Below are 13,669 nucleotides of genomic sequence, written 5' to 3'. Positions count from 1 at the left end.
GAAGTATAAATAGTTTATCATATACAATAAATCACTATGCTTTTGTTTAAGCATTGCACAAAGTCGGGAGACTTTGCAGCAGCGGGGCTTAGATAACTTCACTGTTTTCAAAACTACATTTAAAGTAGTATTAGTTCTTCGACCAACACTTAAGCTGATTACTTTTCTTATTTCCCTTTCCAATGCATACACTATCCATATCAGTTTATCTTTTCTCTTTATATAAGTTCTCATTTCGTCCACTTCATAAATTTTGTTTATTGAAATGATGGGAGATTTTATGCTTTGAGCAGTCAAGACAATTCTTTTCAACAATGTATTAGTGGATATTCAATACTCTTGCGGTACTTCTAATGCCTAGTCCTTCTTTGGTAAACAGAATGATATTGTTGTCTATTTCTGGTTGATACGCATTATAAATATAATTTTCTACTATTGTTTTATGGCAACTTTTGCAAATATATCTTTGATTTCCTGACTTTGTTTTGCCATATTTTATTCTTCTGACACAACCACCAACACATCTGACCCGAGCTCAAAGAGCGAACAGAGCGTAGCTATACACGAACTCGATTCCAAAGCCATTTTATTCGATTTAAGAGTATATATAATAAAAAAACAACCTTCGGGTTGTTTTAATTTTCTCGTTGTAAAATTATAAATATCTGATTATTAGTAACGAAATTACTTAAAAATGTTCCTCCAACACATCTGATACATTACCCCGTAACCCCTATTAAATTTGACATTACTTCTCTTTTCTTTTCCTACTCACACCCGCGTATTTTTTGTTGCGATTGGCTCATCACTTCTGACTAATAATTCATAACTTTGAAACTTCGTCACTTTTCAACGTTACAAACAATGACTTTTACCAAAACTACAGAGCAATCCTCTAAATATGAACATCTGGAAAAGATGTCGGTGCAGGATTTACTGTCCAATATCAATAACGAAGATAAATCCGTACCACTGGCTGTCGAAAAAGCCTTACCGCAAATAGCAACCGTGGTTTCAAAAGTAGTAGCCCAAATGAAAAAAGGCGGACGCTTATTCTACATCGGAGCAGGAACCTCCGGCAGACTGGGCATCGTTGATGCTTCCGAATGCCCTCCTACTTTTGGCGTTCCTTTTGATTTGGTCATCGGTATAATTGCCGGTGGCGACACAGCCATCCGTAAAGCGGTTGAGTTTGCAGAAGATGACGCTGAACAAGCCTGGAAAGACTTATCGGAATGGGGCATCAATCAAAATGATATCGTCGTTGGAATTGCCGCTTCAGGAACAACTCCTTATGTTATCGGAGGATTACAGCAATGCAATGAAAACAATATCCCAACTGCCTGTATTACCTGCAATGAAGGCAGTCCGTTGTCACAAACGGCCCAATTCCCTATTGAAGTGGTCGTAGGACCGGAATTCGTTACCGGAAGTTCCCGTATGAAAGCCGGAACCGCACAAAAACTGGTACTGAATATGATTTCAACCGCATCCATGATTCAGCTGGGAAAGGTAAAAGGAAATAAAATGGTCGACATGCAATTGAGTAACGTAAAACTGATTGACCGTGGGGTAAAAATGATTATGAGCGAGATTAATGTAAGTTACGAAGAAGCAAAAGAATTATTGGAAAAATACGGTAACGTAAGAAACGCTATCGAAAATTATACTTCATAATGCATACCAACAAAGACATTTTAATGAAAGGAATCCGGTATGTTGCCTGGGCTTTACCTTTCTATTTTATTGGGCCTTCCGTAGTGTATAATGCCTTTATAAACAAACAGAACACCTGGCATTATCTGGTTCTGGCCATAGGAATAATTCTTTGTTTTCTAGCTATATTTCTCACCTTAAAAGGATTAAAAACCATCTTAAACAGTATGTTTCATGGAACTAAATAACACGTTTTTAGAAAGCATAAAAAGGCTTTTCCTCTACTATAAAACATTAGGAGAAAAAGCCATCGAACAATTGGAGCCGGAACAACTGTTTGTTTCAGTAAATGAAGACACAAATTCTATCGCAATTATTGTAAAACACCTTTCAGGGAACATGCTCTCACGATGGACTGATTTCTTGACCACGGATGGTGAGAAAGAATGGCGCAACCGTGATGGTGAATTTGAAGATACGATCAAAACTAAAGAAGAACTGATGGCAATCTGGAACAAAGGCTGGGATTGCTTGTTCAATACGATCAATGCATTGACTCCTGAACAGCTTTCACAGATTATTTATATCCGTAACGAAGGCCATACCGTTATGGACGCTATTAACAGACAGCTAGCGCATTATCCCTATCATATAGGACAAATTGTGTTTTACGCCAAAATGCTCAAGAAAAACGATTGGGACAGCCTTTCCATTCCCAAAAACAAATCCGGTGATTACAACGCCGATAAGTTTTCCAAAGAGAAGACAACCAAACATTTCACTGACGACGAACTAAACAAACTTAAATAGCCCTGATTGAGCCGATATCCTTTTAAATGAACACCACAGTCTCATGACTAAAAACGAAAGTTGTTTCATTTAAAAGATAAAGGCGAAAGCGGGAATAGCTCCTAAAAAGAAAATGAAAAAAATAATTATTCTTCTCCTGTTACCATTAATTTCTTCCTGTTATGATCAGGAGAGAAACTGTAAGGATTTCAAAACCGGAAAATTCGAGTTCATCCAGGAAATTAACGGAAAAAAGCTGGTTTCCACTTTCGAAAGGAATGATTCCATCCAAATTGAAACTTTTAACGGTAAAAAGGACTCTGCATCCGTACGCTGGGTAAGCGATTGTGAGTTTGTTCTGGAAAAACTGCACCCGAAGAACATGCAGGAAAAAAAAGCCATCAGCATGAAGATACTGACAACCAGCAAGAAAGGTTACACTTTTGAATATTCTTTTGTTGGTGATGGAAAAAAAGAGCGGGGAACTGTAACAAAAATCGATTAATTACGTAAAATCACTTTAATATAAACTTTTAAATCCTATGATGGAATTAATTTCAAATCCAAATGCTTGGGTAGCGCTTTTAACCTTAACTTTTTTAGAAATAATTTTAGGAATCGACAATATTGTCTTTCTTTCTATAGTTTCCGGCAAACTAGAAGAAAAAGACCAGCCGAAAGCCCGCAGAATAGGCTTATTGCTAGCCATGGCGTTCAGGATTATTTTATTGTTCGGGATCACATGGGTATTAAGTTTACAAGAGGTTCTTCTGCCTATTGATTTGGGCTTTTTTGAAGCACATATTACCGGACAGAGTTTGATTATTTTTGGTGGAGGGTTATTCCTTTTATATAAATCGGTTTCTGAAATTCACCACAAAATGGAAGGTGAAGAAGAAGGGACTTCAGGAAAAGCCGCTTCAAGCTTGTCAAAAGCAGTAATACAGATTGCATTGCTGAACATTGTTTTCTCATTCGACAGTATTTTAACAGCTATTGGGATGGTGAGTATGAAATCTCCAGCTGAAGGGGGCTTTGGAGCAGAAGGAGCTATCATTATCATGATTCTTTCTGTTATTATTTCAATTATAATCATGATGATTTTTGCAGGACCGGTTTCAAAATTCGTAAACGAGCATCCTACCATTCAAATTCTTGGCCTTTCCTTTTTAATACTAATTGGTGTTATGCTGTTAGCTGAAGGTTCTCATTTGGCGCATTTTAAATTCGGAGACGATACAGAGGTGGGCGTTATACCAAAAGGCTATTTGTACTTCGCTATTTTCTTCTCTCTTTTTGTAGAGTTCTTGAATATCAAAATGCGAAAAAACAGCAAACCGGTACAATTGCACAACAATACAATTGAAGATAATAAACTGGAAGATTCCGATATCACAAATTAATTTTAATTGAAATTCATTATAAATGACAAAGGCCCCGCTTCACGGGGCCTTTCTTTTATTCTAAATCACACTAGGCGAATTTAGTTTCTTAATTGCCTCTATACCTTGAAAAAAAAGTGCCTTTCAAATTCGAAAGGCACTTTTTTTTATTCTAAAGTCAGAGTGATCTGACCGTCTTCATCCAATTCGATATTAAAATCAGTGATTTCAGCCTCTTGGTTTACCTCGAGTTCTTCGGGAATAACTTCCACAGGCTCTTCAAAAGGTAATGATTCCAGTAGATTAACCTGCTTCAATTTATCTGTTGTCAGCTGGTTTCCTAATGCTTTGATTCCTTTTAAAACAATAAACTGTTCCATATCGATGGTCTGGTTTTCTTTTTGAACTCCTTTGGACTTGGCAAAAACAATCTCCGCCACAGGACGCCAATCCGTAGAAACAATTTCCAATTGTGATTTTTCATGCTCCGTAATAAAGATTTCTTCTTTATTTTCATTTTCAATCAGGAAGCGCTTAATAAAATAACGTTCCTTTTCTCCATCATAATAAATCGCGGAAACCGGTTTTTTAGGATGCCATTTCTCCAAAACAACCATATCTTCATCAAAATGCGTGGTCAGTTCCGGAATAATGGTTTTCAGTTTTCCGGATTGACTGATGATCAGCAAACGGTCATTAGGACGGAATTCGCCCAATAATTCCCCTCTTCCATCCACATTCAAACGCTGTACTGTATCGTCAAACCATATTTTTCTCGGTCTAAGAGTAGAAATCCCTTTTTCCTTCAGTTCGATTTTCTTAATAGGATATTTAGAAACCGTATTTCCTTTACTGGCACGGCCTTTGATGGCAATATCAGCAAAATCCAGATCCCACTTCAGTTTCTTCACACTTCCCACCTGGCGCAGTAAAATGGTAACCACCTCTGCTTCTCCATTTGGATTATGTGAAAAATACAATACTTGCGAACCTGCTTTCTCCTGAGTCAGATCGTATGCTTTATCACGAGTAACTCCCGAAACATTGAACCGTTTTATAAAGGAAGAACCTGATTTTCCATCGCGATAAATCATGTTGTATATGGTACGCTTGTCGTTTTTATCGAAGACTGCAATATGGATGATGTCTTTTCCTATAAATTTCTTATCATCAACCTTAGAAATCATCATTCTACCATCGCGAAGGAATACAATCACATCGTCAATATCTGAGCAATCAGCAACATATTCGTCTTTCTTTAAGCCCGTTCCAAAAAAACCTTCTTCTTTATTAACATACAGTTTTGTGTTACGTAAAACTACTTTTGTAGCTTCAATCGTATCAAAAGAACGCAATTCGGTTTGACGTTCGCGCCCTTTTCCGTACTTCTCTTTTAGTTTGGTGAAATAATCAATGGCAAAATCAATCAGGTTGTCCAGATGATGCTGTACTTCTTTCATTTCTTCTTCCAACTTAGCGATAAAATCATCCGCTTTATCAGAATCAAATCGGGTGATACGAATCATTGGAATTTGAGTCAATCTTTGCAAATCATCATCGATAATATCTCGTACAAATGACTTCTTAAAAGGCTCAAATCGCTTGTACATATAACCATAAAGTGATTCTCTGTCAGAATACAATTTAAAGTCGATGTACATTTCTTCCCGAATAAAAATCTTCTCCAGTGTAGAAAAGTGCCATTTCGCTTTTAATTCTTCCAATTGGATTTCCAATTCGGACTTCAGTAATTGAACCGTTCTGTTCGTTGAGATTTTCAACATATCAGAAACCCCGATAAACAATGGTTTGTTGTCCTGAATTACACAACCTAATGGTGCCACTGAAGTTTCACAGGCTGTGAAGGCATACAAGGCATCGATTGATTTATCTGGAGAAACACCAGGGAAAAGATGAATTAAGATTTCAACTTCAGCAGCGGTATTGTCTTCAATTTTCTTGATTTTGATTTTCCCTTTCTCATTGGCCTTCAAAATACTGTCAATTAACGTTGAAGTATTCGTTGAAAATGGAATTTGAGTAATCACTAAAGTTTGTTTGTCAAGCTGTGAAATTTTGGCACGCACACGCACACGACCACCACGCATTCCATCATTATAATTGGAAACGTCGGCAATTCCGGCAGTTTGGAAATCAGGAAAAATCGTGAAAGGTTTTCCTTTTAATATTTTTATCGAAGCATCGATTAATTCATTGAAATTATGAGGCAGCACTTTCGTGGAAAGTCCTACTGCAATACCTTCGGCACCAGAAGCCAATAATAAAGGAAACTTCACCGGAAGGTTATTCGGTTCTGCACGCCTTCCATCATAAGAGACACCCCAATCGGTGATTTTTGGAGAATATAAAACCTCCAAAGCAAACTTAGACAAACGAGCCTCAATATAACGGGAAGCTGCAGCACTATCACCTGTTAAGATATTTCCCCAGTTCCCCTGACAATCGATTAATAATTCTCTTTGACCAATTTGTACCATGGCATCACCAATACTCGCATCTCCGTGAGGGTGATACTGCATCGTGTGACCAACGACGTTGGCAACCTTATTGTAACGACCGTCATCCAATTCTTTTAATGAATGCATGATACGACGTTGTACCGGCTTAAAACCGTCTTCTATCGCAGGAACAGCTCTTTCCAGAATTACATAAGAAGCATAGTCCAAAAACCAGTCCTTGTACATTCCGGTAACTTTCGTAATGGTGTCTTCAGGGTTTTCGTCATGCTCATAAAAATGATCGCCTTCAAAGGATTTAGCATCAACATGGGTTATTTCTTCAGCATTTTCATCTGAATCATTTTCCTGTTGGTTATCGTCTGATTGGTCTTCCGGTAGTATGTTATCTTCTTCTTCGTCTTTCATTTATGCTGAATTTAATTTCTCTGAATTCATTTCAGAGTCTCAGTATCTTTTCAGTTAACAGCTTGTATTATTTTTTATGCTTCCTCCACTACGTCTAATTCCACCTTCAAGTTATTGATAATGAATTCTTGTCTGTCAGGCGTATTTTTACCCATATAGAATTCCAATAAAGTTTCAATCGAAGTAGCTTTGTCGAGCATCACAGGATCCAATCGAATGGTTTCTCCGATAAAGTTTTTAAACTCATCAGGAGAAATTTCTCCCAATCCTTTAAATCGAGTGATTTCCGGTTTTGGTTTTAATTTTTCCATCGCTGCTTTTCGCTCTTCTTCGGAATAACAATAAATGGTTTCTTTTTTATTTCGAATTCTAAAAAGAGGCGTTTGCAGAATATACAGATGCCCTTCTTTAATCATTTCAGGGAAAAACTGCAGAAAAAAAGTAATTAGCAATAAGCGAATGTGCATTCCGTCGACATCGGCATCAGTAGCAATTACGATATTATTATAACGTAGGTCTTCTATGCTCTCTTCAATGTCCAAAGCGGCTTGAAGCAAGTTGAATTCTTCGTTTTCGTATACGATTTTCTTCGACATTCCATAAGAATTCAAAGGCTTACCACGTAAACTGAAAACGGCTTGGGTATTCACATCACGCGACTTCGTGATGGAACCCGAAGCTGAATCTCCCTCAGTAATGAAAAGGGTGCTTTCTAAACTTCTTGGGTTTTTGGCATCGGTTAAATGCACACGGCAATCGCGCAGTTTTTTATTGTGAAGACTGGCTTTTTTAGCCCGGTCTTTAGCTAGCTTACGAATACCTGATAATTCCTTACGTTCGCGTTCGGCCTGAAGGATTTTTCGCAAAAGCGCATCGGCCACTTCAGGGTTTTTGTGCAGGAAATTATCTAATTTGGTTTTAATAAAATCATTAACAAACGTTCTCACTGATGGGGAATTCGGGCCCATATCAGTTGAACCTAATTTGGTTTTGGTCTGTGATTCAAATACCGGTTCTTCCACCTTTACGGAAATTGCAGAAACAATTGATTTACGGATATCCGAAGCTTCGAAAGGCTTGTTATAAAATTCCTTGATTGTTTTTACGATAGACTCGCGGAAAGCTCCTAAATGCGTTCCTCCCTGTGTTGTATTTTGTCCGTTTACGAAGGAATAATATTCTTCAGAATACTGTGTTTTACTGTGTGTTATGGCTACTTCGATATCATCACCTAAAAGATGGATGATTGGATATACCATGTCTTCATCCGAAATCGTTTCTTCCAATAAATCCTTTAAACCATTGTCAGAATAATACTTTTCACCATTGTAAATAATGGTTAGTCCCGTATTCAGGTAACAATAATTTTTGAGCATTTTTATAATATACTCATTCCGGTATTTGTAATTTTTGAAAATAGCTTCATCGGCAATAAAAGAAACTTTGGTACCTTTTCGCTTGGTACTTTCCACAACATCTTCTTCCAGCGTTAGGTTACCGGCTGAAAATTCCGCTGCTTTTAACTGGTTATCCCGCACGGATTCCACTCGGAAATAGTTGGAAAGTGCATTTACCGCTTTGGTTCCGACACCATTTAAACCTACTGACTTTTTAAAGGCTTTGGAATCGTATTTTCCACCCGTATTCATTTTCGAAACCACATCGACTACTTTTCCTAAAGGAATTCCACGACCGTAATCACGAACAGTAACCATTTTCTCTTTAAGGGTAACTTCAATTGTTTTTCCTGCACCCATAACGAATTCATCGATACAGTTGTCAAGTACCTCTTTAAGAAGAATATAGATACCATCATCAGGCGATGAACCATCACCTAATTTTCCGATGTACATTCCGGGACGCATACGAATATGCTCTTTCCAGTCGAGGGAACGGATGTTATCTTCTGTATATTGATCTTGCTCTTGCATAAAGAATTTTTGGAATTTCTGCTAATGTAATATTTCTATCTAAAAGATGAAACAGGACGTCAAGAAAGTTATCAAGAAGATTTTGTAACTTATTGATTATCTAAATTGTTAACTAATATAAAAATAAAGAGGAAGAATACAATACTCATTTTATTAAAAACGAAAACAAATTTACTGGATAGTTGTCTGTTGTCAACCATTCGATTTTAGAAGAACACAAACTTAAAATCACTCATTTAACTTAAAAAATTAAACATGTTAACAATTTTTAACAAATTTTACGAAAAAAGTAACAACCTATTTGTAGGAATTTATAATTTTAGCCTCAATTAAAACAAATTAAACTTGACTATGAAAAAACAATTATTATTTATTTTATTTCTTCTGGGCATATCAGTTATTGGATATTCTCAAAAGAATGTTTCCGGAATTGTAAATAATCAGATGGGCCAGCCAATTTCAGGTGCTTCAATTCTTGAAAAAGGAACATCAAATGGCACCGTAACTGATTATGACGGAAAGTTTACAATCAAAGTAGCCAATGACAATTCAAAATTGGTAATAACTTCTCTTGGATATAAAAAAATTGAATTAAGCGCTAAACAGGATAACATAACGCTGATACTTGAAGAAGAAGGTGTTGCTTTAGACGAAGTTACTGTTCAGGCTGTAGGTTCCAGAAATACGAAAAGAACAGTGATTGACTCTCCTGTAGCTGTGGATGTCATTAATATGGCAGATGTGGTAAGTAAAAGCGGAATGGTCGAGGTTAATGCTCTTTTGCAATATCTCGCTCCTTCTTTTAATGCCAGTAAGCAATCAGGTTCAGACGGAGCCGATCATATTGATCCGGCCACTTTAAGAGGATTAGGACCGGATCAGACTTTGGTTTTGATTAATGGAAAAAGACGTCATCAGTCTTCTTTAGTTAATTTATTCGGTTCGAGAGGACGTGGAAATACAGGTACTGACATGAATGCTATACCGGCAGCATCAATTAAAAGGATTGAGATTCTTCGTGACGGGGCTTCTGCTCAATATGGTTCAGATGCCATTGCAGGAGTTATCAACATTGTATTGAAAGATAATGTTGATGAATTTACCGGAAATGTTTCTTACGGAACGTATAAAGCATCTACTCCATACGGTAATGATATTACTTCAAGCGGATTAGATGGAGGGACAGTACAGGTTAATGGAAATTACGGCTTTAAATTAAACGAAAAGGGATTTTTGAATGTTACCGCTGATGTTTCTAAAAAAGACAACACCAACAGACCGGCAAATCCTGATAAATACAGCATCTACAGAAGACAATTTGGAGATGCAGAGGCTAAAAATGCCAGTGTCTTTTTAAATAGTTCTTATGATTTGAGTGAAGCTTCGAGTATTTATGTATTTGGAGGAGCCAGCTTCAGGGATTCTGATGCTTATGCTTTTACAAGAACAGCAGACAGCCCAAGAAATATCCCGTCTATTTATCCTGACGGTTTTGACCCGATTATCGGAACAAAAATTATGGACTACTCTGGTTCAGGAGGTTTGAAGACCAAATTAGGCAAATGGGAGATGGATTTTAATAATACTTTTGGGTTAAATGATTTCAAATACGATATCCACAACACTTTAAATGCTTCATTAAGTGCTACTGATCCTAATGCTCCAACTGCATTTAAAGCTGGTGGTCACCAATTATCGCAAAATACAACCGGAGTACATTTTACAAGAAATTTTGAAAATGTAATGAAAGGATTAAATATTGCTTTCGGTACTGAATACAGAGTAGAAAGATTTAAAATATTTGCCGGAGAACAAGCTTCTTATTCTCTTTACGATATCAACGGAAATGTTGTAACCGCAGCGACTGATCCTGCCGATTATGTTTACGATCCGAATGGTGATCCTCGTCCTGGAGGTTCACAAGGTTTTCCGGGTTATTCTCCAGACAATGAAGTAAATAAATCAAGATCTAATTTTGCTGCTTATGTTGATACCGAATTAGATTATTCGGATGATATCAATCTTGCTGTGGCAGTTCGTTACGAAAACTACAATGATTTTGGAAGTACTTTCAATGCAAAAATTGCTCAAAGAATTAAATTCTCACCTTCTTTCGCTTTCCGCTATTCGATGAGTACAGGATTTAGAGCGCCATCGTTAGCTCAGAAATATTACAATTTGAAATTTACTGATTATGTTAGCGGTGTAGGTTCTGAAACGTTATTGGCTTCAAATGACAGTCCAATTACAAAAGCATTTGGTATTGATCAGTTAAAAGAAGAAAAAGCATTCAATGCCAGTTTAGGTTTCACTTATAAAAAAGGGAAATTTACAGGAACTGTGGATGGCTATTTCGTTGACATTGAAGACAGAATTGTATTATCAGGCCAATTTGACGGAAGCAGCGTCTTAGGGATAAATGTCGCTAATGTTCAGTTCTTTGCCAATGCCATTGGAACACAAACAACAGGAGTTGACTTTGTATTTTCTTATGATGACAAATTTGACAAACATGGAATCAGCGCTTCTCTTGTTGGAAATATCAATAAAATGACTGTTGGACGTGTTGCTACCAATGCCGTTATTGATACACCGGAAGAGCAGGAAACTTTATTCGGAAAACGTGAAAAATACTTTTTATTGGCATCTGCTCCTGAAAACAAGTTCGGTTTGAATTTGAACTATAACTACAATAAAAATTTCAATGCAAGCTTACGATTCACTCGTTTTGGAGAAGTTGAATTAATTGACTGGCTGGATACTGTAGATCATTATGGTGCAAAAATCGTTACAGATTTATCGTTAAGCCAACAAATAACTAAACACATCAATCTGACTATTGGAGCTAACAATTTATTAAATGTTTATCCTGATATTCAAGATACGGAAACGGAAACAGGAGGTAATTTTGATTCTGTTCAAATGGGTTCAAACGGGACTTTTGGTTTCGTCAGACTTGGTTTCAAATTCTAACCAATATATAATCCATACAAAAAAGCCGGCTCGTTCTAAAATGAGCCGGCTTTTTATTTATTGATAATGACACAAAATGCCTTTGTCATAAACCGTCCATAAACTGGCCTTTTGATTTCCCGATTTTAAAGCATTGTTTGTCCAGGTATTGCAGGTATAAAACAAATTGTAGCTTCCTTTGGCTTCATAGAAAGCATCGTTTTTGCCATAACTATGTCCGGAAATCCATTGCACATTATTATTTGCATCCCGCTGAAAGCTTTCGGAAATAAAAATCACTAATTTTTGATATTCTTCTATTGAAATCCTGATTTTTTTACACGTTTCATCTTCTTTCAGGCTTTTGTAAAAAGTGGTATGCATGGCCGATGTACTCAAATTGAATGCCGCTTTCAAAGCTGTACTGGTCTTTAAATCCGCCCAAGTAGGCGTATTGAGATAAAAACCTTTGTCTCCCCAACCAAAAGCAATATAATTAACCAAGCTGTCTTTGGATTTTGTCTGTTGAAAAAGGATTTCTTCGGACCAATCCTTAATTTCCGTTTTTACAGGAACAACAATATCAGTATGAACCCCATTAGACAAAATAAATAGTTCAATTTCTTTACCTTCTTGAGATACCTCTGAATTGACCGAAATTTTAGAAATAAAAAAAACCAAAATAGCATATAACAACAGAAAACCGATGATTCCTAAAACAAGCTTTGCTATGGTTTTAAAGATTCTTTTTACTAATTTCATTTCGATACTTTTTTAAATTGCTGCTCGTCTCCTAAATTCTTTACTTTCATGATATTTTTGAATTCCCTTCTTGTTGGTTTAAAAATATAAGAAAAGGAATCTATTTTTACCGCTTTTACTTTTGTGATGGAACCGATTTTTCTCAAATCTTCCTCTGAATACAGGTATTGGATTTTTAGCGTGTCCTTTTCAAGACGGAGTGTTTTTATTTTCCAGAAAATAGAATCTTTTTTATTCAGTATTAAATTTCCATGGATTCTTTTGACTTTATTATATGCTGAAATACAAAACAATGTGTCAGTCCATTTATTGAAAATCTTCAATGAATCTCCAATAAATCTGCTTTCGACTGGCTTATTAGTTTCCTTATCAATCAGTTTTCCATTATTGAATTCAAAAATATCCTTTATAGAATCCAGGTCTTTTTTGTGGATTTTAAATCCGTAATCGTGTTCCGACAAAATACATTTATCATCAATTATAATCGATGTCGAGTCAGAATTTAAATACCTTCCCTGAAATCGATCTGGAAATTTGGACAATTCCGAGTCATTTACTGGTTGTGGATTTTCGAAATAAAAATTCAGCCCTAAAGGTTCTTTAATTGCTTCTTTACAGGATACAAGATGCAGAAGCAGGATAAATAAAATGGTTTTTTTCATACTTTTTTAGCTTTGTTAACCAGTAACAATTTTCAAGCCAAAAATGCTATTATGAATTAAAATTTCTTACAATTTCTTTTATCTGATTGTCCAATTCAATGTTAGAGATTTTATTATTCACAACATCAAAATTATCATTAAAACTTGGCAATGAAAAAGTAGCCTGAATATCAGCTCCATAACGAGGAAAGGCAGTTTTAGCGATTTCGAGTACCGTTGCTCCTCCTCTTCCGCCTGGAGAAGTAGCCATAAGCAACATTGGTTTTTTCTGGAAAACTTCTTTATTTTGGCGCGAAGCCCAATCAAATGCATTCTTGAAGGCAGCAGAATAGTTTCCGTTATTTTCAGCCATAGAAACAACAAGTCTGTCTGCAGAACTAATCTTATCGAGAAAATCTTTAGCCAGTTGCGGCTGACCGATTTCTTTTTCCAAATCGACACTAAAAAGCGGTAGCGCAAAATCATTTAGATCCAACACTTCCACCTCATGATTTTCAAACAAATGCGAAACATAAGTCGCTAGTTTTTTATTGATGGAATTTTTACTGTTACTTCCTGCAAAGGCGATGATTTTCATAAATTGTTTTAAGTTTCATTTAAAAGTAATAAAAAAAGCGAAACATCTCTGCTTCGCTTTCTTCTTAATTTAT

General features: G+C 36.3%; 11 protein-coding genes and 1 pseudogene. 6 read left to right on the top strand and 6 right to left on the bottom strand.

What is annotated here, in order from left to right; translation table 11 throughout:
• Positions 1-499: pseudogene (locus ACRDEC_RS03385) on the bottom strand (IS1 family transposase); the annotation flags it as partial.
• 365 nt (positions 500-864) lie between these two features.
• Here ACRDEC_RS03385 and murQ point away from each other — a divergent pair.
• From murQ to ACRDEC_RS03360, 5 genes are all read left to right on the top strand, one after another.
• Positions 865-1,677: an N-acetylmuramic acid 6-phosphate etherase gene (murQ, locus tag ACRDEC_RS03380; RefSeq protein WP_431496922.1), complete on the top strand. Its 813-nt coding sequence runs from the start codon at positions 865-867 to the stop codon at positions 1,675-1,677.
• Positions 1,677-1,904: a DUF6095 family protein gene (locus ACRDEC_RS03375; RefSeq protein WP_431496921.1), complete on the top strand. Its 228-nt coding sequence runs from the start codon at positions 1,677-1,679 to the stop codon at positions 1,902-1,904. Before murQ ends, ACRDEC_RS03375 begins: the two co-directional genes overlap by 1 nt.
• Positions 1,891-2,466, top strand: coding sequence for a DUF1572 family protein (locus tag ACRDEC_RS03370; RefSeq protein WP_431496920.1), 576 nt, complete (start codon positions 1,891-1,893; stop codon positions 2,464-2,466). Before ACRDEC_RS03375 ends, ACRDEC_RS03370 begins: the two co-directional genes overlap by 14 nt.
• Before the next feature lie 112 nt (positions 2,467-2,578).
• Entirely contained in the window at positions 2,579-2,950 is a 372-nt protein-coding gene (locus tag ACRDEC_RS03365; RefSeq protein WP_431496919.1) for a DNA topoisomerase IV, read from the top strand.
• A 37-nt stretch (positions 2,951-2,987) separates the two neighbouring features.
• The gene (locus ACRDEC_RS03360) at positions 2,988-3,848 is read left to right on the top strand and encodes a TerC family protein (protein ID WP_431496918.1); all 861 of its coding nucleotides are present in this window, start codon (positions 2,988-2,990) and stop codon (positions 3,846-3,848) included.
• A gap of 146 nt (positions 3,849-3,994) precedes the next feature.
• Here ACRDEC_RS03360 and ACRDEC_RS03355 read toward each other — a convergent pair whose 3' ends face one another.
• Both ACRDEC_RS03355 and ACRDEC_RS03350 read right to left on the bottom strand, forming a co-directional pair.
• Positions 3,995-6,712: a DNA gyrase/topoisomerase IV subunit A gene (locus ACRDEC_RS03355; protein ID WP_431496917.1), complete on the bottom strand. Its 2,718-nt coding sequence runs from the start codon at positions 6,710-6,712 to the stop codon at positions 3,995-3,997.
• A 74-nt stretch (positions 6,713-6,786) separates the two neighbouring features.
• Positions 6,787-8,643 (bottom strand): DNA topoisomerase IV subunit B, encoded by a 1,857-nt coding sequence (locus ACRDEC_RS03350; RefSeq protein WP_431496916.1) that lies wholly within the window; start codon positions 8,641-8,643, stop codon positions 6,787-6,789.
• A gap of 351 nt (positions 8,644-8,994) precedes the next feature.
• Here ACRDEC_RS03350 and ACRDEC_RS03345 point away from each other — a divergent pair, with 351 nt between their 5' ends.
• Complete coding sequence (locus ACRDEC_RS03345) at positions 8,995-11,616, top strand: TonB-dependent receptor (RefSeq protein ID WP_431496915.1); 2,622 nt, start codon at positions 8,995-8,997, stop codon at positions 11,614-11,616.
• Between the two features lie 57 nt (positions 11,617-11,673).
• Here ACRDEC_RS03345 and ACRDEC_RS03340 read toward each other — a convergent pair whose 3' ends face one another.
• From ACRDEC_RS03340 to ACRDEC_RS03330, 3 genes are read right to left on the bottom strand one after another with little or no spacing between them, the layout of a single operon-like run.
• On the bottom strand, positions 11,674-12,357 hold the full coding sequence (locus ACRDEC_RS03340) for a TIGR02117 family protein (protein ID WP_431496914.1): 684 nt from the start codon (positions 12,355-12,357) through the stop codon (positions 11,674-11,676).
• The gene (locus ACRDEC_RS03335; RefSeq protein ID WP_431496913.1) at positions 12,354-13,019 is read right to left on the bottom strand and encodes a hypothetical protein; all 666 of its coding nucleotides are present in this window, start codon (positions 13,017-13,019) and stop codon (positions 12,354-12,356) included. The genes ACRDEC_RS03340 and ACRDEC_RS03335 overlap by 4 nt, the downstream gene beginning before the upstream one ends.
• A gap of 49 nt (positions 13,020-13,068) precedes the next feature.
• Entirely contained in the window at positions 13,069-13,596 is a 528-nt protein-coding gene (locus ACRDEC_RS03330) for an NADPH-dependent FMN reductase (RefSeq protein ID WP_431496912.1), read from the bottom strand.
• Positions 13,597-13,669: the final 73 nt, after the last annotated feature.

Origin of the sequence: Flavobacterium sp. (assembly GCF_050696275.1) — a bacterium.
Lineage (GTDB): Bacteria > Bacteroidota > Bacteroidia > Flavobacteriales > Flavobacteriaceae > Flavobacterium.
Note: the sequence above shows the minus strand (reverse complement) of the source record. Positions and strands in the feature narration are given on the sequence as shown.